General features: G+C 45.8%; 25 protein-coding genes. 10 read left to right on the top strand and 15 right to left on the bottom strand.

Features of this window, described 5'->3' with window-relative positions; all coding sequences use genetic code 11:
- The first annotated feature begins 137 nt into the window (after window positions 1–137).
- A complete protein-coding gene (locus V7R39_RS11200; protein WP_334030731.1) occupies window positions 138–707 on the top strand; it encodes a porin family protein in 570 nt (189 codons plus the stop codon).
- Window positions 708–768: 61 nt separating this feature from the next.
- Here V7R39_RS11200 and V7R39_RS11195 read toward each other — a convergent pair whose 3' ends face one another.
- The 4 genes from V7R39_RS11195 to V7R39_RS11180 form a co-directional block, all read right to left on the bottom strand.
- Window positions 769–1,005, bottom strand: coding sequence for a YheU family protein (locus V7R39_RS11195; RefSeq protein WP_334030730.1), 237 nt, complete (start codon window positions 1,003–1,005; stop codon window positions 769–771).
- 45 nt (window positions 1,006–1,050) lie between these two features.
- A complete protein-coding gene (locus tag V7R39_RS11190) occupies window positions 1,051–2,091 on the bottom strand; it encodes a hydrolase (protein ID WP_334030729.1) in 1,041 nt (346 codons plus the stop codon).
- Between the two features lie 99 nt (window positions 2,092–2,190).
- Window positions 2,191–2,757 carry a TIGR02444 family protein gene (locus V7R39_RS11185; protein WP_334030728.1) on the bottom strand — a complete coding sequence of 189 codons (567 nt, stop codon included), beginning with the start codon at window positions 2,755–2,757 and terminating at the stop codon, window positions 2,191–2,193.
- Window positions 2,738–4,684, bottom strand: coding sequence for an ATP-binding cassette domain-containing protein (locus V7R39_RS11180; protein ID WP_334030727.1), 1,947 nt, complete (start codon window positions 4,682–4,684; stop codon window positions 2,738–2,740). The genes V7R39_RS11185 and V7R39_RS11180 overlap by 20 nt, the downstream gene beginning before the upstream one ends.
- Before the next feature lie 117 nt (window positions 4,685–4,801).
- Between V7R39_RS11180 and V7R39_RS11175 the strand changes: the two genes are divergently transcribed.
- Window positions 4,802–5,008, top strand: coding sequence for a YheV family putative zinc ribbon protein (locus tag V7R39_RS11175; protein WP_269518120.1), 207 nt, complete (start codon window positions 4,802–4,804; stop codon window positions 5,006–5,008).
- 267 nt (window positions 5,009–5,275) lie between these two features.
- On the opposite strand, the gene V7R39_RS11170 is transcribed toward V7R39_RS11175, so the two are convergent.
- The 5 genes from V7R39_RS11170 to V7R39_RS11150 all read right to left on the bottom strand — a co-directional run bounded on the left by V7R39_RS11170 (window position 5,276) and on the right by V7R39_RS11150 (window position 7,564).
- Window positions 5,276–5,470 (bottom strand): hypothetical protein, encoded by a 195-nt coding sequence (locus V7R39_RS11170; protein WP_334030725.1) that lies wholly within the window; start codon window positions 5,468–5,470, stop codon window positions 5,276–5,278.
- Between the two features lies 1 nt (window position 5,471).
- Window positions 5,472–5,675, bottom strand: coding sequence for a hypothetical protein (locus V7R39_RS11165; RefSeq protein ID WP_334030723.1), 204 nt, complete (start codon window positions 5,673–5,675; stop codon window positions 5,472–5,474).
- Window positions 5,676–6,018: 343 nt separating this feature from the next.
- Window positions 6,019–6,192 (bottom strand): hypothetical protein, encoded by a 174-nt coding sequence (locus tag V7R39_RS11160; RefSeq protein ID WP_200883155.1) that lies wholly within the window; start codon window positions 6,190–6,192, stop codon window positions 6,019–6,021.
- A gap of 52 nt (window positions 6,193–6,244) precedes the next feature.
- Window positions 6,245–6,478 (bottom strand): SlyX family protein, encoded by a 234-nt coding sequence (locus V7R39_RS11155; RefSeq protein WP_163106183.1) that lies wholly within the window; start codon window positions 6,476–6,478, stop codon window positions 6,245–6,247.
- 108 nt (window positions 6,479–6,586) lie between these two features.
- Window positions 6,587–7,564, bottom strand: a complete 978-nt coding sequence (locus V7R39_RS11150) for a WD40 repeat domain-containing protein (protein WP_334030722.1) — start codon at window positions 7,562–7,564, stop codon at window positions 6,587–6,589.
- Between the two features lie 152 nt (window positions 7,565–7,716).
- Here V7R39_RS11150 and fkpA point away from each other — a divergent pair, with 152 nt between their 5' ends.
- Window positions 7,717–8,502 carry an FKBP-type peptidyl-prolyl cis-trans isomerase gene (gene fkpA / locus V7R39_RS11145; protein WP_334030721.1) on the top strand — a complete coding sequence of 262 codons (786 nt, stop codon included), beginning with the start codon at window positions 7,717–7,719 and terminating at the stop codon, window positions 8,500–8,502.
- A gap of 461 nt (window positions 8,503–8,963) precedes the next feature.
- Here the strand turns inward: fkpA and V7R39_RS11140 are convergent, their stop codons facing one another.
- Window positions 8,964–9,233 carry a hypothetical protein gene (locus V7R39_RS11140; protein ID WP_334030720.1) on the bottom strand — a complete coding sequence of 90 codons (270 nt, stop codon included), beginning with the start codon at window positions 9,231–9,233 and terminating at the stop codon, window positions 8,964–8,966.
- 54 nt (window positions 9,234–9,287) lie between these two features.
- Here V7R39_RS11140 and V7R39_RS11135 point away from each other — a divergent pair, with 54 nt between their 5' ends.
- The 3 genes from V7R39_RS11135 to V7R39_RS11125 all read left to right on the top strand — a co-directional run bounded on the left by V7R39_RS11135 (window position 9,288) and on the right by V7R39_RS11125 (window position 12,579).
- A complete protein-coding gene (locus V7R39_RS11135; protein WP_334030719.1) occupies window positions 9,288–9,434 on the top strand; it encodes a hypothetical protein in 147 nt (48 codons plus the stop codon).
- 112 nt (window positions 9,435–9,546) lie between these two features.
- Entirely contained in the window at window positions 9,547–10,032 is a 486-nt protein-coding gene (greB, locus tag V7R39_RS11130; RefSeq protein ID WP_334030718.1) for a transcription elongation factor GreB, read from the top strand.
- 171 nt (window positions 10,033–10,203) lie between these two features.
- Window positions 10,204–12,579, top strand: a complete 2,376-nt coding sequence (locus V7R39_RS11125) for a Tex family protein (RefSeq protein WP_334030717.1) — start codon at window positions 10,204–10,206, stop codon at window positions 12,577–12,579.
- A gap of 82 nt (window positions 12,580–12,661) precedes the next feature.
- On the opposite strand, the gene V7R39_RS11120 is transcribed toward V7R39_RS11125, so the two are convergent.
- The 3 genes from V7R39_RS11120 to bioH form a co-directional block, all read right to left on the bottom strand.
- Entirely contained in the window at window positions 12,662–13,816 is a 1,155-nt protein-coding gene (locus V7R39_RS11120; protein WP_334030716.1) for a putative metalloprotease CJM1_0395 family protein, read from the bottom strand.
- A 10-nt stretch (window positions 13,817–13,826) separates the two neighbouring features.
- A complete protein-coding gene (locus tag V7R39_RS11115; protein ID WP_334030715.1) occupies window positions 13,827–14,132 on the bottom strand; it encodes a hypothetical protein in 306 nt (101 codons plus the stop codon).
- A 153-nt stretch (window positions 14,133–14,285) separates the two neighbouring features.
- Complete coding sequence (bioH, locus tag V7R39_RS11110) at window positions 14,286–15,110, bottom strand: pimeloyl-ACP methyl ester esterase BioH (RefSeq protein WP_334030714.1); 825 nt, start codon at window positions 15,108–15,110, stop codon at window positions 14,286–14,288.
- 151 nt (window positions 15,111–15,261) lie between these two features.
- On the opposite strand from bioH, the gene V7R39_RS11105 reads away from it, so the two are divergent.
- Window positions 15,262–15,960: a ComF family protein gene (locus V7R39_RS11105; protein ID WP_334030713.1), complete on the top strand. Its 699-nt coding sequence runs from the start codon at window positions 15,262–15,264 to the stop codon at window positions 15,958–15,960.
- Window positions 15,961–16,026: 66 nt separating this feature from the next.
- On the opposite strand, the gene V7R39_RS11100 is transcribed toward V7R39_RS11105, so the two are convergent.
- A complete protein-coding gene (locus tag V7R39_RS11100) occupies window positions 16,027–18,666 on the bottom strand; it encodes a M14 family zinc carboxypeptidase (protein ID WP_334030712.1) in 2,640 nt (879 codons plus the stop codon).
- A gap of 162 nt (window positions 18,667–18,828) precedes the next feature.
- Here V7R39_RS11100 and nfuA point away from each other — a divergent pair, with 162 nt between their 5' ends.
- From nfuA to V7R39_RS11085, 3 genes are all read left to right on the top strand, one after another.
- Window positions 18,829–19,407 (top strand): Fe-S biogenesis protein NfuA, encoded by a 579-nt coding sequence (nfuA, locus tag V7R39_RS11095; RefSeq protein WP_163106077.1) that lies wholly within the window; start codon window positions 18,829–18,831, stop codon window positions 19,405–19,407.
- Window positions 19,408–19,838: 431 nt separating this feature from the next.
- Window positions 19,839–20,534, top strand: coding sequence for an aspartate/glutamate racemase family protein (locus V7R39_RS11090; protein WP_334030711.1), 696 nt, complete (start codon window positions 19,839–19,841; stop codon window positions 20,532–20,534).
- A 61-nt stretch (window positions 20,535–20,595) separates the two neighbouring features.
- Window positions 20,596–20,979, top strand: a complete 384-nt coding sequence (locus V7R39_RS11085) for a VOC family protein (RefSeq protein ID WP_334030710.1) — start codon at window positions 20,596–20,598, stop codon at window positions 20,977–20,979.
- Window positions 20,980–21,071: 92 nt separating this feature from the next.
- Here the strand turns inward: V7R39_RS11085 and V7R39_RS11080 are convergent, their stop codons facing one another.
- Window positions 21,072–22,418 (bottom strand): MATE family efflux transporter, encoded by a 1,347-nt coding sequence (locus V7R39_RS11080; protein ID WP_334030708.1) that lies wholly within the window; start codon window positions 22,416–22,418, stop codon window positions 21,072–21,074.
- Window positions 22,419–22,445 lie beyond the last annotated feature (27 nt).

Here is a 22,445-nt window from a genome sequence, read left to right as displayed (position 1 = left end):
CATTCTGTTTAAGCGTCGTATATCGGCGGTTCCCCCTTGTAGCTGATGCAGCCATAAGGATAAACCGAGCTTAAGCACACCTTCATAATCACGCTTGTTTTATGAAATAGGTACTGAACATACTAAGGAGTTATTACATGAACAAAGCAATTTCACTTCTCGCTTCAACTTCTGCGCTTGTCGCACTTACCGCCGCTTTTACCCCTGCTACTGCTTTAGCTGATAAGCCAGATTGGCGTTATGTAGAAGGAGGCTATACAAAGCTAGACTTTGATAACAACGAATCATTTGAGCCTGATGGGTTTACTGCTAGTGGCAAATACCTTCTTAATAGCAATTGGTACTTAAACGGTGAATACAGCTTTTTTGAAGAGGGCAATTTCGATTTTGATATGATAACTGTTGGTGCTGGCTATCGACTTCCAGTGAATGCCACTACAGATGCCTACTTCGGCGCGAACCTTGAGCGAGTGGACGGCGACATAGACGATGATAATGGCTACAGCGTGAACGCAGGGCTTCGCTCTATGGTGACAGAGCAAATAGAATTAGCCGGTGAAGTTGGCTATTACGATGTAGATGGTGGCGAAGCAACGATTAAGATAGGAGCGAATTACTACATTACGCCTCAATGGGCCGTTGGCGCCAGCTATGAGTTAATTGATGAGCTAGATATTATGCAAGTAACGGCTCGTTACGCGTTTTAAGCCTCCCTCTCCTCAGGAAGGTTAGCCGGGTTGCTCGACCCGGCTTTTTTATTCAGCGTTTCTATTCACCCGCTTTGTCTTCGGGCAACAAATCTTCTTTGCGCTTTATATCCACACTTTCGTGTAATTCTGAATACACCAGTACCGCTTCTCCTGACTTTAAGCCATCGAGTACCTGCTTTACTTTAGTTTTAAATTCAGTTTCTTGCTCGCCGTAATCTGTACCTTCCCGCAGCACAAACGATTCGGCCAAGCTATAAACCGTATCGGCCTCTAGTGCTTCGATGGGAATTATCATATTTGCTCCAATTTATAAACTTCACAGCACTCACCCACAAAAATTTTAGTAGCTGCGGCTTGAATAGCTGCATGTACTGTCTGTTGGCAGCATTTCGCTGACAAACTGCTTCACCCTTTCATGTAGCCATACTCGGGGATTAAATACTGAGCCTTGCATAAAACCTACATGCCCACCCCGTTCGCTTAGCTCAACGGTTACGTTTCTGGCTAATTCTTCTTCTTTCGGCACAATGAGATGATTCATGAACGGATCGTCAATGCTATGCAGTACTAGTGTGCGACAGTGAATAGCGCTCAAAAAGTGATACGCACTGCACTTCTCATAATAATCTTGCGCATCTTCAAAACCATGAAGTGGCGCCGTTATTTTTTCATCAAACTGCGTAAAACTCGTCATGTCGTCAACGTCTTCTTTAGTCAGCTGGATAAGCTTTCGATAGTCGATATATTCCATTTTCTGGCGCAGCGTGTTTTTCATGCTGTTTAGTAAGTACTTTTGATACACCCGAGAAAAACCGTGGTTAATCGACTTTGCACACTCCGCCAGTTTCAGTGGCGATGAAATGGCAACAGCGGCTTGAAGCCACTTCTGTGCTGGATTTTCGCCTAACAACTTAAGCAGCATATTACCGCCTAAAGAAAAGCCAATAGCCACTTTGGGAATACGCGGAAACTTATCGCTAAGCCACTCTAAGAAAAAACTAGGATCGCCGGTTTCACCGCTGTGATAGGCTCGGGCGTTTAAGTTAGGTACACCACTGCAACCGCGATAGTGCATCATCACCACCTGCCAGCCGTTTACCGACAGCTGTGCCATCATATCGTTGGCATAGTGAGACTTAATACTGCCCTCTAACCCGTGAAAAAGAACAACAATGCCTGCTGTTTCCTGTGGTTTCGGGCCCCACGCCACATCAACAAAGTCATCATCAGGAAGGGTTAATCGCTCCATTTGATAGGCTAACGGCAACCGTTTTTGAATAAACCGTGGCCATATTGTCTGCACGTGACGATTTTTAGCCCACCCAGGAGCGGTAAAGCTACTTTTTATTATTTTTCCGTGTGCTCTCGCTGGCTTACTCATCATGTCTTCTTATTTTGTAACTTCTTATTTTAATGCTTCTTTTTTTAGTGTTTCTTATTTCAATTTTCGTCTTAATTATTTCTTCACAACAAAAGCAGCTTAAGGAAGCTGGCTAACAAGCTGACTCACAAGGCTTCGTGCCTCGCTGTTTTCCCTAAGCGAATAAACATTGATAAACGCTGCAATAGACGCATTTAAAATGCGTGTACCATCACCTGAAGGCTGCGTAGACATGCGGTGTACGTCTAACTGATTAAAAGCTTCGATAATGGCTTCTTGCTGCTGCCTCTCAAGCGCTAGCTCTTGCGTTTTTAGCAGCTCATAAGTCTCAGCATTTCTTTCGCAGCTTGCACTACTTTCATCATTAGCGTTAGTCGAACTTTGCACCGTTGACCGGTGCTTCGGGTTGGCCAGCTTGCGTTTATCTCTGTGTATTTTTAACTCACTTTCACTTTTCGCCGCCGCCTCAATAACATCTTTTAACTGAGGCAAATTAACAATAATATTGTTTTCTAAACACCAGCACACCAGTAAAAGCACATTCACGTTTACCCCATGCCTATCTTGAAGCAGCAACGCTAAAGGCGCTACATCACCTGTGGCATAGCGGCTAAGACTATATTGCCAAAACATCTCACCATCAATACTAACCATTTGCGATGTCATAAGCTTCCCGATGTTGTTCTATTTGCTCTTGGGCATCCAGCCATGCCATTTCCTCTTCTTCAATACGCTGCTTCAGTGAAGTCTGCTTATCGAGTAATGCCATAAGCTCAGATTTCTTGTCCTCACCGTAAAGGCTGGTATCTGCCAACGACTCCTCTACGTTGGCGAGGGAGGCCGAATGGGCTTCCATATTCTTTTCATGCTTTTCTACGGCGCGCTTTAAAGGAGCGATCTGTTTTCTAAACTCAGCTTCTTTGCGCTTTTCTTCTTTGCGATCGAGTTTTCGCTCCGGCTTACTGGTTTGCTCCCCTTGCGCTTCGTCTTTTGCATCTTGATTCGCTTTGGCCTTTTCAGCAGCCTGCTGTTTTAAGATCCAATCACGATAATCATCTAAGTCGCCGGTGAAAGAGGCCACATGACCACTGTCCACAAGATAAAAGTCTTCGCACACCGAACTCAGTAGAAACCTATCGTGCGATACCAGAACCATGGCGCCTTCAAAGCCTTGCAAGGCAATATTTAGGGCATGACGCATTTCTAAATCAAGGTGGTTAGTCGGTTCATCTAAAAGCAGTAAGTTTGGCTTTTGATACACAATTAACGCTAGCACCAGGCGAGCTTTTTCACCTCCAGACATGGGGGCAACAGGCGCGAGTGCTTCGTCGCCATTAAAGCCAAACCCGCCCAAATAATCTCGCAGCTGCTGCTCGGTGGCTTTTGCATCTAGTCGCTGTAAGTGAAGTATTGGGGTGGCATTGGGGTCTAAGGTTTCTAGCTGATGCTGAGCAAAATACCCAATTTTAAGTCCTTTCGCTGTGTTAAATATGCCTTGTTTGGGCGCATGCACGCCAGCCAGTAGCTTTATCAGCGTTGACTTACCTTGGCCATTTCGACCGAGTAGGCCAATACGGCTACCCGGAACCAAATTGAGTTTCACCTGCTCTAGCACAGTACGCTCGCCATAGCCTAGCTGCACTTTTTCCATTTGCACTAACGGGTTTGGCAACGCTGATGGAGGGGCAAATGAAAAGCTAAAAGGGCTAGCCATGTGCGCAGGGAGCAGAGTTTCCATCTTCTCGAGCTGTTTGATACGGCTTTGTGCTTGCTTAGCTTTACTCGCTTTGGCTTTAAAGCGAGTAATAAATGAGTTCAGATGAGCAACTTTTTGCTGCTGCTTGTCATACTCAAGATTTTGCAAGCGAATACGTTCGGCTCGCTGCGTTTCAAAGGCAGAATAGTTCCCCGTATAAGTCACTAGTTTTTGTTGCTCTACACTGATGATTTGAGCAACCGTATTATCGATAAATGCCTTATCGTGGGAAATCAGTAGCAAGGTACCAGCGAATCGCTGAAGCCATTTTTCAAGCCAAATAACCGCATCTAAATCTAGGTGGTTGGTTGGCTCATCAAGTAATAGTAAATCTGAGGGGCACAACAAGGCCTGCGCTAGGTTTAAGCGCATACGCCACCCACCAGAGAAGTCGGTAACGGGGGCGGTAAGCTGTGAGTTGGTAAAGCCTAAACCTGAGAGAATAGTGGCCGCACGCGACTCAACATCATAAGCACCTGCCTGTTCTAATTGACCGTGAATTTGGCCAATCTGCACACCGTCTTCTTGCTGTTCGGCTAACGCAAGCTGCGCCTGAAGCGTGCGCAAGTGTTTATCGCCGTCCACCACATAATCAATGGCTCGCCTGTCTGTTGCCGGCGTTTCCTGAGCCACGCTGACTATTCGCCAGTCGCCAGGTACACTGCAATCACCAGCATCAACCGTTAGCTCGCTGCGCAAAAGTGCAAATAAAGTCGATTTTCCACACCCGTTGCTGCCTATCAACGCCACTTTATGACCAGGAAATACCTGGGCAGATGCGTCTTCTAGCAGCATTTTTCTGCCGCGTAATAGCGATACATTTGAGAGCTTTATCATGACTTACCTACGCTGGGACAACTTCGGGCGCGTATAATAGCAAAAACTTAAGGTAAAAGCTGATCAACGCAACGTGTTTGGCGGTATAATAAGGGCATCGCATCAAAAGGTATAGATATGTCAAAATCAGTGAGACGCCGCTTTGTCGCTGGCGCAACGTGCCCAAAGTGCAAAGAGTTAGATACGATTTCTTTATATTATGAAAATAATGTGGAGAAGTTAGAGTGTGTGGCGTGTGGTTACAATGAAGCACAAACCGACGAAAAGGTAAGCGCGGTAACAAGAGAAAGTGAAAACGTTATCGGCATATTCAAGCCTCACTAGCGCGTGTTGATTTTTGCTGAACATTAAGAGAACGTTTTCATACGTCGGCTATATGCGCAATGTACTTGCATTGCCAGGCTGACCTTGAGGCTCGCACAACACGCTTAAATCGAACATCTAGATTAATAAGCCCTTCAATCAAACCCAAAAATCGTGTCGCTAAACTAGCGCTTAATGTAAGCGCTAGTTTAAGAGTTAATTTAAGGGCTAACTTAAGGGCTTACTTACGGGCTTACTTACGGGCTCATTTAACGGCTCATTCAAACGCTAAGCCCGTCGATGTTCACGCAATTTAAAGTAGTTATACAATTTCACAAAAGTGAGGCCTGAGCCGACACCTAAAAGAAAGTGAATAAATAAACCAGGAATTGCGCTTATCGACGCAGTTGCGATATCGGTTACCAACAAAATAGCAACACCCACAACTACAGCACCCAATAATGAATAAAATGTCGTTAGCATTTTAGTCAGTCCAAGCAACGCCGAAAAGGTAAGCTACAGCAGCCCCCGCGGCTCCGCCCATGGCGCCCAATGGACCACCAACAAGCCCAGCAACACCGCCGCCTATAGTCTGCGCTGCAAAGTCGCCCATTTCGAAGTCTCCCCAGCAGTATTCCTCACATCCGCCACTCACTGCCACTAGTTCTGTTTTACTTAAAGTTTGCATTTTTCTCTCCATAGAAAATTGAGGTAGCTTTATTGCTACCTCAAAGAGAGTGACATAAAAACGCCATCGTTAAACCTGAACACTAGAACTAAAATGATACAAAACAGATACAAAAGTCTGCAGCTCTACAGGCATCGAATTTCAAAAAAACACACGGTCACTAAGGTAGGGATTTTAAGTCGTGGATGTGAGGTTATAACTAATAAAAGCATTCACAGCTACTTAGAACGCCTAGACAATGTGCTTTCTAAGTGGCTGAGTAAATGAACGGATAAACTGCGCATTTCTTATTACGCTCTTCTTATCGCGCTATTATTATTACGGTCTTCTTATTACGGTCTTCTCAGATGGTGCAGCTGTCACCGCAATCGTTGGCACCATCTCGCATGCCCTCAATAGCTTGATTGTCTTTTTCATCTTTTTTGGCCTGATTTTCAGCCATCGACTTTTCCACTGAATCAAAGTCAATATTATCAAGTGCATCTATGTCAAATGCATCCATATCAAAATCGCTCATTTCTTAAACCTTCTATTGCTGCACAAGCGCATCACTGCTTGCTTCTTATAAATTAAAAGTGAGGAGGCGGTGTTTCCTCAGACTCTTTCGCCATATTTGATGGCTCGATAGACTTTACTCTGTCCACAACATGACGAACCTTAAACAACAAGTCATCCAACTGCTTTTGCTGAGAGGACAGTGCGTCGTTTAATGAATCAATGGTGTACTCTTGAAAAGCTACTTTAGTTTGCAGTTCTTCAATACTTTCATGGGCGCTGTCTATCTGCGCCTGTAGCGTTGCCATTCGCTTTTCTTCGTCATTGTGTTTGTGAGTCATCGCGCTCTCTATGATTTTTTGCTGCTTGTTACACGTTTTATTACGCGTTACTGCAAATAGTGTTGCTACTACTGGCTATCGCTCTCGCTGCCACACTTCGGCTAAGCCACTGCTGCTTTCTGTGACTATGTTACCATTTGGCAAGAACCCAACGCCATACACAACTGACGTAGGTGGCGATATTGTTTCACGCACCGCTACTTGAATAGACTGAATTTGATCGCCGGTTTCAATATCCCACAGATACGCTTTTCGTGATGGCGAACCGGTAAGTAAATACTTACCGTCTTTTGAAAACTCCACATCGGTAAATATCTTTTGCCGCGCAATGTAATTTAGGCTGCTCACAGGTTGCCCGGTTTGCACATTCCAAATTTGCGACTTACTTTGGCTATCGGCGGTAAACGCAAACCTGCCTTCATCGTCTAACGCTACTTTAGTGACCCGAGTGGGATAGGTAAAGGTATGCAAAATTTGTCCAGTTTCTGTGCTCCACAAATAGGCAAGGTAGTCATTACCACCGGTAAGCGCATACTTGCCATTTGGCGAGATATCAATAGAATTCACTTTTTCCTGATGCCCCAAAAACTCAAGACGCCGCTGGGTACTGGGTTCGAAAAACATGACTTTGCCGCTTGAACGAGCCACGAGTATACCTCTACCATTATTGGTAACGGCTACATCTCTTATGTTCGACTCATCTATTCGCCAGAACCCTACTGGCTCGCCAGTCTCCATATCCCACAAAGCAAACGCAACTCTGTCTGCGGTAACAACGTATCGCTTGTCTGCGCTGATATGCACCGACACTACAAGGTTATTACCTTCGCTTTGGTGTCCCCACCGATACAGAGGTTCGCTATCACCAATTCGCCACACGTTGATGCTGTTATCAACGCCAGAGACAACGGCAATGGTCCCGTCTGCGGAAATGTCTGCCGCATATGCACCTTCTTCAACATGACGCCACTGCTTTAATGGCGTAGTATCAGGAACCGTACACCCTACGGATCCGCAAATAGCTGTGATGAGTAATAATAATCTCAGGAACATTTTGGACCTAAACATAATTAAATGGGTTTCGCTTTGTAAACGCTACGTTTAACATAGCACGGATATCGCATCTTTAACTATCGTGCACACTGCCTTAGATGCAGCAGTATAGACATTGAAGCATGATGATAAAAATTAATGGAGACGTTTTTATGCAGAAGTCGCTCGTTGCCTTATCAACACTAGCTGCGCTTGGACTATTCGCTTGCCAGCCTAATACTTCAGATGAGGCTACAACTACCAGCGCAGACAATGCCAACGCATCTTCTGTTGCAGCAGAAGAAATGACAGATACGCAAAAGCAGGCATACGCAATGGGTGCAAGCATGGGCTTATTTGTGACTAATCGAGCTGAGCAGCAAGAACAACTTGGATTAGCACTAGATCAAGACGCACTTAAGCAAGGCTTTACTGACGGTTTAAACGACACGCTTAAGTTTACGCCAGAGCAAATTCAACAAATTGCTCAACAAGGCGAAGAAATGTTGCGCACTAAGCAACAAGAAATGGCGGCACAAGCGGCAGAAAAGAATATTGAAGCCGGTGTTGCGTACCTTGCAGAAAATGCAGAGCGCGATGGCGTAACCACTACCGAATCAGGCCTACAATACGAAGTGCTTGAAGAAGGTGAAGGCAACAGCCCTGCTGTTACTGACATGGTTAAAGTACATTACCGTGGCACCTTGCTAGATGGCACTGTTTTCGACTCATCATATGACAGAGGCGAGCCAGCTGAATTTCCACTAAATCGCGTTATTCCTGGCTGGACTGAGGGTGTTCAATTAATGAAGGAAGGCGCTAAATACCGCTTCCATATCCCGTCAGAACTTGCCTACGGTGAGCGTGCTACTGGAGCGATTACACCAAACTCAACACTTATTTTTGATGTTGAGCTACTTGAAGTAAAAGCACCAGCAACAGAAGCACCAACTGAGTAATATCTGCTATTTATGATGGCGTTTTCTTCGCCTCACCAAATAGCACGAGTGCAGAAAAGACAAAGCCGACGCTAATCACGTCGGCTTTGTTGTTTTAGTGAGTCAGCTAATTCCATGCCTACCTTTTCCTATGAGCGAGTGGTGTTCAACCACGTCTGTATCCAATTAGTAAAGTGGATATTTCAATGTGCTAGGTGCCTCGAATCACCCTTTAACTATAGTACAGTGCGTTGATTTTTCACCTTTGAAACCGACTTTTCTTGTAACATTTTCGACTTAAACTGCCGTAGTTAGACTGTTTTGATTTAACGCTCAAGGCTGTTTTACCGCTCAGGGCTGTTTACCGCTCAAGGCTGTTTACCGCTCAGGGCTGTTTACCGCTCATGGCTCTTTTAACGCTCAGGGCTGTTTACCGCTCATGGCTCTTTTAACGCTCAGGGCTGTTTACCGCTCAGGGCTGTTTACCGCTCAAGGCTGCGGCGGCGTTCGGTATGCAGCTTAAAGCTAGCAAAGTGCTTAAGCAGAGACTGCCCTATTTTATACATTGTTATACCTGCAAATATAAAGAGAACGGTTTGAATACTCTGTAAACGAACAACCACATCTAAAAAAGCGTAAAATAGTAATAACCCGCCGGTTAGCAGCACCATAAAGCCCAGAATGGTACCGCTCACATTGAGCGAGTCATTGTGGGTCTTTTGACGATAAAATACGGATAATTTGTTTTGCATAACCCCATCCTTAAACTGTTCATTATTTATACTACGACAAGCGGATAAAAGTTTATGTTCATTATTTCTCCGCAAATTATCCTCTCTATATCCGTTGCTCCTTTTTCTAAGCGCTGTTTATGGCGTGTTGACCTAGGGCGTGCCCGAGTATCCATTGCTGTATTTTTACTGCCAACCTTTGCAATGCCTCTTTCGGTATGACTCTCTTGCTACGGCTTATTCTTACAACTCTTTCGTAAAAATAAGGGATTGCGTTTTTTGTTATTACCCACATACAGTAAACAAACACCAGTTCATTCATTTATAGGACATTGTGAAGACTCCACTTATCACTCGAAAAGGTTACACAAAACTCAGAAACGAGCTTGAAGTTTTATGGCGTGAGGAAAGGCCTGAGATAACCCGCAAAGTCACGTGGGCTGCAAGCCTTGGCGATCGCAGTGAAAATGCTGATTATCAGTACAATAAGAAGAAGCTGCGCGAGATAGATCGCCGTGTTCGTTACTTACGAAAATGCTTAGAAAACCTAAAAGTGGTGGATTATGACCCACAGCAAGAAGGTAAAGTGTTCTTTGGGGCCTGGGTAGAGATAGAGAACGAAGCAGGCGAGGTACTAGAGCTAAGACTCGCTGGTTACGACGAAATTTTCGGTCGTAAAGACTACATTTCTATTGATTCCCCTATGGCAAGAGCACTTGTAGGAAAAGAAGAGGACGATGAGTTCGTCGTAAAAACCGAAACCGATGTAAAGGAATGGTGGATAAACAGAATTTGGTATGACCCCACAGATAAAATATAGTGTTACGTCAAGCACACACCGTTAACTAGCGGATGATCAGACGACTTTTGCCAAATGGCGATGCTATACTCGCCGTTATTATTTCCAGTACAAACACTGCACCACGAACATCAGGTTCGTGCAGGTTTCTCGCTTTTGTCAAAAGCGCATCAATAGTATTTTGGGCTATATATGATTATCAATAAAATTGCTGAAGAACTTTCAGTACAAGCGTCGCAAGTCAACGCAGCAGTAAAACTTCTCGATGGAGGGGCGACTGTTCCTTTTATTGCTCGTTACAGAAAAGAGGCCACAGAAGGGCTCGACGATACGCAATTGAGAAATTTAGAACAGCGACTCACCTATTTGCGCGAACTTGAAGAGCGCCGCGACGTGATCCTTCGCTCTATAGATGAGCAAGGTAAACTTACCGACGAGTTAAAAGCCAATATTGGCAATGCCGATAGCAAAACCACCCTTGAAGACTTATACCTGCCGTTTAAACCTCGCCGTCGCACCAAAGGGCAGATTGCGATTGAAGCAGGCTTAACGCCATTAGCTGATTTGTTATTTAACAAGCCCGACACCAACATCGAAGAAGCAGCAAACCAGTATGTGGATGCAGAAAAAGGCGTTGCCGACACCAAAGCGGCTTTAGAAGGCGCTCGCTTTATCCTGATGGAGCGCTTTGCTGAAGACGCCGCGCTACTTGGCAAAATCCGTCTTTACCTAACCGAAAACGCGCACCTTAAAAGCACTCTTGCGCCGGGTAAAGAAAAAGATGCCGCAAAATATAAAGATTATTTTTCTCATAGCGAAAAATACAAAGGGGTGCCCTCACACCGTGCACTTGCTATGTTCAGGGGCCGTAACGAAGGCTTACTGCACATTCAGATAGATGCAGACCCTCAGCAAGATGAAAAAGGGCCGTCTCACTGCGAGCATATTATTGCTTCACACTATGCCATTACCCATCGCGGACGTTCCGCCGACGATTTTCTTGCGCAAGTGGTGCAGTGGACGTGGAAGATAAAAATTGGTCTTCATATGGAAACCGAACTTTTCAGCGCCCTTAGAGAGCGCGCTGAAAAAGAGGCGATTGATGTATTTGCCAAAAACCTCAACGACCTGCTAATGGCCGCACCAGCGGGTGCTAAAACCACAATGGGGCTAGATCCAGGCTTACGCACTGGGGTAAAGGTAGCTATTGTAGATAGCACCGGAAAAGTATTAGCGTCGAATACGATATTCCCTCATGCGCCGCAGAATCAGTGGGATAAATCAAGCCGCACGCTAACCACCTTGTGCAAACAGTACAAAGTGGACTTGATCAGTATTGGCAACGGAACGGGTTCGCGAGAGACTGACAAGCTGGTTGGAGAGATGCTGAAAAACAACCCAGACCTTAGCGCACAAAAAATCATGGTTAGCGAAGCCGGTGCATCTGTTTACTCAGCATCAGAACTGGCTTCAAAAGAACTTCCCAACCTCGATGTTTCTATACGCGGTGCGGTCTCTATTGCACGTCGATTACAAGACCCGCTAGCCGAGCTGGTAAAAATTGAGCCTAAAGCGATTGGTGTAGGCCAATACCAGCATGATGTCAGTCAAAGTCAGCTTGGAAAGTCATTAGACCGCGTTATAGAAGATTGTGTGAATGCAGTTGGTGTTGATTTAAATACAGCATCACCCGCCTTGCTTAGCTATGTGTCTGGATTAAATAAGACACTGGCTCACAATATTGTGAAGCTTAGGGACAGCAAGGGCGCATTTTCAAACCGTAAAGCCTTATTAGACGTTGAACGCCTAGGCCCTAAAGCCTATGAACAAGCCGCTGGTTTTTTGCGCATTGTCAACGGAAGTAACCCGCTAGATGCCTCTTCAGTGCACCCTGAAGCGTATCCTGTGGTAGACAAAATTGTAGATACGGCAGCAGTGGCGGTTAACGATATTATCGGCAATACTGAATTGCTGAAAAGCTTATCGCCCGAGACATTCACTAATGACGACTTTGGTATTCCTACCGTTAAAGACATATTTAAAGAGCTTGAAAAACTAGGCCGCGACCCTCGTCCAGAATTTAAAACGGCTTCATTTAAAGAAGGCGTAGAAAAAATTACCGACTTAGAGCCGGGAATGATCCTTGAAGGCGTGGTGAGTAATGTTGCCAACTTTGGCGCTTTTGTGGATGTGGGTGTTCATCAAGATGGCCTAGTGCATATTTCGGCGCTGACCAATAAGTTCATCTCAGACCCTCGCGAAGTGGTTAAAGCAGGTGACATTGTAAAAGTAAAGGTGATGGAAGTGGACGTAGCGCGCAAACGCATTTCCTTTACCATGCGTCTTGAAGATACACCTACCCCGTCGCGCGACAATGCCAACGGCGGCGATGCTAATAACGCCAGAGACAGCCGCTCAAAGCAGGATAGAGGGCCACGTTCAAATCAAAATGCGCATAAAGGCAATCAGCGAGGCGGACAACATCGCAATGCGAAGCCTCAGCAAACTCAGCAAAATAGTGCAATGGGCAACGCCTTTGCTGATGCGCTCGCGAAAGCGAAAAAGTAAGTAAGCACACTCTGTAACGTAAAAAGGGTAACGTAAAAAGGGGCTTAGCGAAAACGCTAAGCCCCTTTTTTTATGTTAACTATTAAGCTTGCAGTGAAAGACCTTCACGGGATGGTGTGTAAGCTTGAGTGTAGAGATTTTGAATGCGACCTATGCGCGCCTGCATGGCGCTGCTCTCTTGTGACTCTAACGACTTAACTTCTGACGCCTGTGCTTGAGACGCGAAATTAGCTTCATCTAAACGTCTGGTAGGGGTGTCTACCCCTGCGCTATCAGTAATTTCGTCAATACTCGGTGGAACCACATCTATAGCAGGAATAGTAATTTCGCTAGGGTTTAGCGCGCCAACACCCTGAGTGCTAGGACCTTGAGTGCCTATACCCTGAGTGCTAGGACCTTGAGTGCTAGGACCTTGAGCGCTAGGCTCTGCTTCACTCACAGCGCCATTGGCACTAACACCTATGTCAGAATTAGCACCTGTGACAGAATTAGCGCCTGTGACAGAATTAACACCTTCTGCAGCGCTAACGTCGCCAATAGACTGCAGCGTGTCTCGGTTTTCTTTTGCTATGTCGTTGCGGGCATCGAAGGCTTTTTGCGCAGCTTCCGCCGCGACTTTCAAGTCTTGAGAAGAAGGCTGTGCCGGCGCTAACGCTGCTGCTCTTACTTGCTGCATTTTACGCAGCGTTTGTTCGGCAGATTGCTCTTCTGAGATATCTATTGATACCTCTCCGCCGGTAACATAACGCTTATTGTCTGGGCCGGTTGTATATTCATACTGAGGTGAACCCGCATATTGTCCGCCAGTAGCAGCGTGCGCTTGCTCGTGGGTACGCACTTCTTGATCTCTGGCTTTGAGATCCTCAATTTCCTGCTTGTCTTCTTCCGTTAGTACAGGCTGTGCAGATTGTTGCTGGTTTCTTTGTTCTTGCTCAGCGCCTTCTTTGCCCGCACTTTCATCTTGCGCGTTGTCTTTTTCTTGACCAAACACATTTTGAAACGCAGCTTGAAGGTCTGTCTGAATTTGTGGACGGTCGTAGGTGACAGGAGGTTGAGGTAATCCTGGGCTACGTGCCTTATCAGCCTCTGAACCCAGGCCTTTTTGCGACGCGCCTTGCTCTGCATCGCCGGTTTTTGGAATGGTTTCGCGCTGAACGTTATCTCGTCGGGCAGACTCAGTGTTCGTATTCGCAGTGGGATACGCTATAGCGGTAAGAATAGGCGCTACAAAATTCACTGGTGTGTCCCTACGCTAATGTGTCGATAATGGTGCCAAGAGTATCATTTGCCACATCAAGTACTTTTGCCGATGCCTGGGCATTGAGACTGTTGACGTTGAGCGAGATCAGGTCGGAGGTAATATTAGCGGGCGCTTTTTGCGATGAATTCCCTAAAGAGCCGCTCTGTGATGTACCGCCTATTTCTTGCTGGCGACCTGCAGTCTGTTGGGCGATATTGGACGCAGCCTGAGTCATACCATCACTGGCACGCTGCAAACCGGATTGTCCTGCAAAAAACGCAGAATTGAGTGTGACGCCACTTACATCAGACATATACTTCTCCTAACCTCTCATGCGCAATTATTAACCAACAAGAGGAAAAGATAAAGTACTCACGGGAGCTTTCGCACTAAGTCCCTGTACCTGTAGTGAATTTTTGTACGGTCGCTTTTACCTAAAGCGGCTTTAGCGCGAACACGATGACGACTACGACGCCCTCTGCTGCTGTAAATTAGCCGCGAAGCTCGTTACTATGTCAGCAGTTTGCTGTGGATGTGAGATAAACGGCGCATGAGAGGCATGAGGCAAAACCACAGTATCGGCCTGAGGGTGCAGCTCACAAATCCGGTCTATTCCGGCAGTGGGAACAAGGCTATCTAACCGGCCATATAGTCGCAGTGTTGGAACCGATATACGACCAACAATCTGCCGCAAGTCCTCTTTTGCAAGAATGCCAAGGCCGCGCTTCAATGCTTCTTCTGCTGGCTCAGGATACTCGCTAACATGCTCCCTTATTGTCTTAATATCATTTTTAGCCGTCGCACTGCCCATCGCCTGAATAGCAAGAAAACGCTCTAACGTTTTCCTGTAATTCTTTTCCAATTGCGCCTCAAACATGGTGAGTAAGTCTTCTGTAATGCCTGGCCAACAAGGCCCAGCACTGAAGCGGGGCGTCGACGCGATTGTAATAAGGCCAGCTAATTTTTGTGGTACATCAATGGCTATTTTTTGCGCGACCAAACCACCTAAAGACCAGCCTGCTAGTACGCAATGCTTAGGCAGCTGTGCGCTAATCATGTTTGCCAAGGCCTCTACAGTGTAAGGCTTAGGAAGATGATGTGCATTTTCACCAAAGCCAGGTAAGTCGATGGTGGTAACACGAAAGTAATCGTGCAAATAGGGAATAAAGGAAGAAAAAGCACCACTGTTCATTCCCCAGCCGTGAAGAAGTACTAGGTCCACTCTCGAATCGTTGAGATCAGTACCATGAGTACGGGTGACAAGCGCGTCGTTTGTCTGCAAACTTTCCATTTTACACCTCTTGTTCGTGAGTCGTGTCGTGACCGAAAAAAGACATTATAGAAAAAGGCCAACCTTTTACGGTGAATAGCACTTTGATAAAAAGCGCTTTAATAAAAAGCACATTGAACAAAATACGTTTTAAAAACTGGCGGAGTCTTCGATGAACCTTTCATGCCTACTATGTTATCAGGCAAGTCCTACGCCAGTGTGTCAATGGTGTGAATCTGACCTCTTTTTTTTCAACGAGGAAATACACGGAAGCAACCTTTTAGAGTTTGGCCCCGTGGGGCGCCACGTAACCCATAGATACTACCATTCATTGTCCATTCTCGGTCTTTACACGTGGCCTATGTCATCCTTAATTCACCAGTTCAAGTTTATGCACTCTCTCGTCGCAGGCAGGATGTTAAGCCGGTGGTTTGTCGATAAAAAGCAACACTGCACACTTTCAGTGCCTGATTTGCTCCTTCCAGTTCCCATAAGTGCTTGGCGACTGGCTAAGCGCCATTACAATCAAGCCGGCGTTATGGCCGATTTTATAGGTAAGGGTTTAGGTATTCCGTGCCTGCATCAGTGGGCCATAAGAACAGGTTCAAGCACTCAGCACCAGCTCTCTAAATCACAAAGAAAAAAGAATGCTGAACACGCCTTTGCACTAACGCAATGTGCTATTGATGCGCTTGTGCCGAGCAAAAATGACGAGTTTGTTGTTGCGATAGTAGATGACGTGGTGACAACTGGCGTAACGGTAGACGTGCTTAGCAAATTATTGCTAAAACGCTTCCCTAAAGTAAAAATACAGGTGTGGGCGATGACATTTACCCCACCACCCAAAAGCACCTTATACCAGTTTGCATAGCGAAGTTAACAAACGCTAACCTCGCCACGTCTAAGATGGTTATTCTAACCGCTCACTTAAACGCTATTAGCGGATGAAGTGAGACTGATAAATGGCATTCGCTAACATCTTGTTAGTGCCATACCAATAGCCTCTAAACTGAGTGTTATCGGTAAACCCTATGACAACACCGCGCCCTAGCTTCTCTGCAATAACCGCTGGCGTTTCGGCTAATAGCGCGACCATGGCTGTATCACTGAACCCTGCCATTAGCGGGCCTTTGGTGTAACGCGCCGGAGTGGTAAACGGTGAATACTCATTTTTCACTATCATGTTGCTGGTTTTAAATAGTGGCAGCTTATCGTTGCTGTAGCCGTAAAACAGTGGATGAGTGGTATCAATATCGGCCTCGTAAATTGCGCCTGCAATCAGTTTTTTAGCATAAAGCGTGGAACCATCACCGTATGCAAGGCTGCTTTCATCATATGCATTATCCACAACATCGCGGTTTACAACGTCAATATCTAACCAGTTGTTATCAGCAAAGTAACGTAAAGCAGACTTTTGACCTATGGCAACACCACCGGCCTCTACCCAACGCTTCAATTCTAGACCTTGTGTTTCAGAAAAGTCATAGCGACCGTTAGGGAAGATAATGTGCGTATAGGTAACGCTGTTATCGCGCAATGCGTTTAGCAAGTTTTGTTGCTCTACAATACTCGCTGACAGTCCAATTTTGGTGTCGAAATAATGCCAAATTTCACCCACATCGTATTCACGAGTGCCTTCACCGCCTACAATAATAACCCGAGGCTCTTTAATGGGCGCCATACTGCGGCTGCCTAGGTCACTACCTGTAGGTGTTAAACCGCTTTTTAAGCTATGCACCGGCACCTGCATTTGCTGCGATACTCTCTCGATAATAGCTGCGATATTGGCAGGCTGATCAAGGCCTGTAGGTACGACAATACTGCCCGCCGGGAACTCTACCACGCTGTTGTCAAACTTCACGGCTGCAAAACTCTTCTCTGAGCTTCTCACCTGAACGCCTGCTTCTAAAAGCGATTGTAGTAACGCAGGGGAAAAATACGGCTGCCATGAGAATGCGTAAGCATAGGCGTCGCCATTTATCTCAGGAAGCGCTAATGCCGCTAAGCTTCCGTCGTATTGTGCAGCTGTTGTGCGCTTTGTCCCTCGCATATCGCTTTTTTCTACAGGGGAATAATCAAGGTTAAACGCAAGCGCTAAGTTCCATGTAGACACATCGTAAAACGTATTGTTCTCAAAGGATGTTTGTGTTGAAAAAATCGATTTTACTAAGCGGTATTGAGACTGCGCCGTCGGTACGAAAATAGCGTTGTTGGCTTTATAACTCACATCGTTAATAGTGGCGTTTTTGGTCATTACATCATAGGTGATACCGTGTTGGTCTAGTAAGTTAGTAAACGCCAAAAAGCGTGCGCTATCATTTGATGCACTGACAACAAAACCGAAAGTGTCATCATCTCTTGCCAACGCCTTTGTGCTATTTACAAAGCCCGCTTGGTAATCAAGTATGGCCGCTTTATTGGCGATTGCGCCTCTAAACGTACTTAGCGACGTAGTAATTTGATTTTCGATAGTATCGCTGAAGGCCAGATCGCCGTTAATAGAAGACTGCAAGTGTCCGCGCGAGCTCGCTTGCTCAAAAAGGATCCCAATACTGCCATGCAAGTCTGGGTACGTAGAACCTTTCCCCGCATAAAAATCATCGAATGCTTCTTCGGTAAAATAAAGCTGGCCTTTGGCATCAAATGCCGCCGCATGATGATCTGCAATGGCTTCAGTAAGCGTCACGTTTTCGTCAGGGGTAAGTGGGTTTTTGCGCGAGCGTACACCGGGTTGGAAGAAATAGGTGCTGTCGGTTCCCATTTCATGGAAGTCGGTTAATACGTGGGGACGCCACTTGTGAAATTGCTTAATTCGCGCTTGAGACTCAGGATGCGCTAAAAGCAGCCAATCGCGGTTTAAGTCGAACCAATAGTGATTTGTTCTGCCTGAAGGCCAGCCCTCGTCGTGCTCTCTATGATGGCTGTCGGCAACTAGCTGTTTGCCCTTATGCATATTTGCCCACTGAGCAAAACGAGACAGTCCGTCGGGGTTGAAAGACGGGTCGAGCAGCACAATATTATTATTTAACAAAGTATCGATCTCTTCACCTTGCCCCGCTGCAAGATAATAAGCGAGGGCAAGGGATGCATTCGCGCCTGATGGTTCGTTTCCATGAATGCTGTAACCCATATAGAAAACAAGGGGGGCATCACTTGAAGGAGAATTTCCGTTATCTAACACCTTGATGTGCGCTTCTCGCATGGCATCTAGGTTATCGCGATTAGACGGCGCAGTGATGGTGAGAAGCAAAAGAGGGCGGTTTTCGTGGGTACGTCCGGTTTCCTCAATGGTTATACGGTCAGATTTTTGTGCCAGCATGTACATGTAATTGACCAACTGATCATGACGTACATGCCACTCGCCAAGATGAGCCCCTAAAACCGACTCAGGTGTAGGAATGGCGGGGTCGTAGGTTACTGTTTTAGGTAAATAGGCCTGTACGGGCATTCCGCCTTTATCAGGCTCGATGGTAATTGTTGATGCGCTTGCAGACATGCACACAAGCGAGCCTATCAATAGCGCGGTTATCCGTCGAAGGTGTGTTTTTTTGGCGGTGTTATATAGATTCGCTAGCATAGCGCTTTCCCCGTCTTGTTGTTTCATAATGGCATGTTGAAAGTAAGGTTTTAAATATCAACATGTTCTAAATTTTTAATTAATACTTGACTGTTTTAGTCAGGTAAATTTGGTACAATGCACCAAATTTTGAACACTTTTTGAATACTATAGGACTTGCCGATGATAACTATATCAGAAGAAGCCCAGTCTCACTTCGCGAAACTGCTGAGTAAACAAGAGTCTGGCACGAATATTCGTGTATTCGTCGTAAACCCAGGCACCTCGTCGGCTGAATGTGGCGTGTCTTATTGCCCGCCAGATGCCGTAGAGGACACTGACACTAAGCTAGAATTTAATGGTTTTGATGCCGTTGTTGATGAAGAGAGTGCGCCGTACCTCGAAGAAGCTGAAATTGATTATGTAACCGACCAAATGGGCTCGCAGCTTACGTTGAAAGCACCTAATGCCAAGGCGAGAAAAGTAGCCGATGACGCGCCTCTTGTTGAACGTATTAATTACATGATTGAGTCAGAAATTAATCCTCAGTTAGCCAATCACGGCGGACAGGTTGTACTGACAGAAATTACTGATGATGGCTTCGCTATTCTTCAATTTGGCGGTGGTTGCAACGGTTGCTCAATGGTAGATGTTACCTTGAAAGACGGCATTGAAAAGCAAATGCTTGAGCAATTCGCTGGCGAATTAAACGGCGTACGGGATGCTACAGAGCACGAAGCTGGCGAGCACTCTTACTACTAAATCTGGCACAGGTGTAACAGTTGATACCCACACCAGATATTCACACAAGCTGGCAGCGATTTAAAATAGGTCTCACTATTTTCGTTGCTGGCGTTGTGCTTCTTTTTTCCATCAGTGATAGACATATTGTCCTTCACTATGTTTCTCTAGCGGTATTGCTATGTGGCTTTGCTTATTCTATGTGGGGTTATATGGGCATTTTTTTGCAGCGCTTTGCTTCTTTAAAAAATGTAAAACGGCCACCTGAGGGTTAGGGTTTTGCAGGCTTAGGCATTTAACTCTCCATCATCTCTTTCGTTTCGCTCATTTCCCTCTTCTCTCTTATTTTCCCTATCAAAGGGGCTTCGCGCTTGCATTCTTGGCACTTGCATTAGTGCGCAGTACGTTGCAATGTACTAAATCACTACCCGTTCACATTTAAATATTAAATAATGAAAAAGTTAGGCCTTATTGGCGGCATGAGCTGGGAATCAACAGTGAGCTATTATCAGATGATAAACCGCGCTGTAAACGAAAAACTAGGCGGCTTTCACAGTGCTAAAATTCTGCTTAGCAGTGTAGACTTTGCTGAGATAGAGTGTTTGCAACGCGCTCAGGCGTGGCCTGAAATGGCGACATTGCTACACGCTGAGGCAAAGGCGCTAACCGCTGCCGGCGCAGACGCCATTGTCATTTGTACCAATACAATGCACAAAGTCGCTGATGAGGTGGCAAGCAATTTACCTATTCCTTTGTTACATATTGCAGACGCAACTGGCGCAGTGCTCGTTAACGATAGCGTGAAAAAGGTAGGTTTGCTTGGCACAAAATTCACCATGGAACAGACCTTTTATACCGAGCGCTTAACATCGAATTTTGATATTGATGTGGTTATTCCACCGAAACATGAGCGGGACATTATTCACAACGTCATTTATGAACAATTATGCAAGGGCGTGATTTGCCCTGAATCTCGTAAAGCGTATATTGATATTATCGGTGGACTTGCATCTAAAGGCGCAGAGGGCGTAATTCTTGGTTGCACTGAAATTGCGTTGCTAGTGCAACAAAGTCACACCGCAATTCGCCTTTACGATACAACGGCAATACACGCTGCCGCAGCCGTCAATTTTGCCGTTGATGTATAGACGGCTTTCAAATAGCTTAGCTTCTCATCGCTTAATTTTTGATAATAAAAAAGGATACACCATGTTTAGCCATTTAATGATAGGTGCAAACGACCTAGACGCATCTAAAAAGTTTTATGATGCCACGTTAGCCGTTTTTGGTTATGACGCCGGCGTTTATGATGAGCACGGTCGCTTATTCTATTTCACGCCAAAAGGGATATTAGCACTAACAAAGCCCATTAATGGCGAACAAGCGACGCATGGCAACGGCTCTACAATAGGCTTAGCAGCGAGCTCGCCAGAATTGGTTGATGAATGGTTTAAGGTAGGTAGCGAAAACGGTGGCGTAGTGTGTGAAGACCCACCAGGCATTCGCGGAAACGACGACCGTCAGCTGTACCTTGCTTATTTACGTGACCCAACGGGTAATAAACTTTGCGCTACCCATATCATTAAAAAGTAACGTTCTAATGACTTATGCGCAGTGAGCATGCTATTACTGCGCCTATCCTTGCGGCGCTTATCCTTGCGGCGCAAATACTATTCAATGCTAGGCTACGAATCACTTTTGCACAGTGTGTCGTTAGCTGCTAATCGATAAAAGCTTGCACCTAACGTTATGCCCCTTGCAAACAGAAAAGCAATAAGTGCGTACCACAAACTTGTATTGCCCGCTTGCTGAGTAAAAAACCATATTGGAAAATACACGCCAAGTGCACTAATAACCATAGTATTGCGCATGGACGATGCTCTTGTTAGCCCAACAAATACGCCGTCAAATAAAAAGCACCAGTGCGCCAATATGGGCAGTAGCACCATTAGAGGAAGGTAGGGCAGCGCAGCGCCAACGATGTCGCCATGTTCCGTAAGCAAACGGATAATCCCGTCGCCAAAAGCATAGAAAACCACGCTATAGGCAATAGCAAACAATGAAGACCAAAACAGCCCTTGATAGGTTCTTCGCTTAATTTCATCGGCGTCTTTCGCCCCTTTTGCCTCGCCGATAAGTGCTTCAACACCATAGGCGATGCCATCTAGCCCTAATGCAATCAGTACGAAGAACTGCATTAAAATAGCGTTAACGGCGGCTGATGTTTCGCCATACCGCGCCCCTTGAATAGTTAAAAATGCTAAGCAGCCTTGTAATGCCAAATTGCGAATTAACATATCCCCATTGAGCTTCATTAACACTCTGCGCGCTGCGCGGTTAAACCAAGCTCGCGCGACATGCACGCCCTTCACTTGATTAAGAGCAAGATAAAGTGCCATCGCCATCATGCTGTACTCAGCAATGACACTTGCAAGGGCAACACCGGCCACGGAAAAGCCAAGCCCGTAAACAAAAGCGATATCTAACCCAGCATTTAGCAAATTACCAACTATTTGAATAATCATTACCTGCTTGGTTTTTTGTTGCCCCACCAGCCAGCCTATTAACACTAAATTAAGCATGGCTGCTAAAGCGCCCCAAACCCGAGTACTAAAATACGCATTCAGGTAACTCGCCACACTGTCATTTGGCTGAGTTAACGCTAGGCCAGCATGCAGTATGGGCTGCTGTAGTAGCAGAATAATAAGACCGAGGATGCAAGAAAAGGCAATGGTCTGCCACAGTACTTTGGCAGACTCCACTTTAGGGGCTTGGCTTCCTTTCGCTTGTGCACTTAAGCCTGTGGAAGACATACGTAAAAAGCCACAAACCCAGTAAATTTGAGTAAGAATAAGCGCACCGACAGATGCCCCTGCTAGCATGGCAGGTATTTGCATATGACCAAGTACCGCGGTATCGACTAAACCAAGAAGCGGTGTGGTAATATTGGCCAAGATCATGGGCAGCGCAAGCGCAAGCAAACGTGTATGATCAAACCATAACGGTTTTGGCTGTTTGGTGGCAATTGACATCAAGGCTCTCAAACATAGACTGAAATT

The sequence above is a fragment of the Alteromonas sp. P256 genome (assembly GCF_036864455.1).
In the GTDB taxonomy this organism is placed as follows: domain Bacteria; phylum Pseudomonadota; class Gammaproteobacteria; order Enterobacterales; family Alteromonadaceae; genus Alteromonas.
Note: the sequence above shows the minus strand (reverse complement) of the source record. Positions and strands in the feature narration are given on the sequence as shown.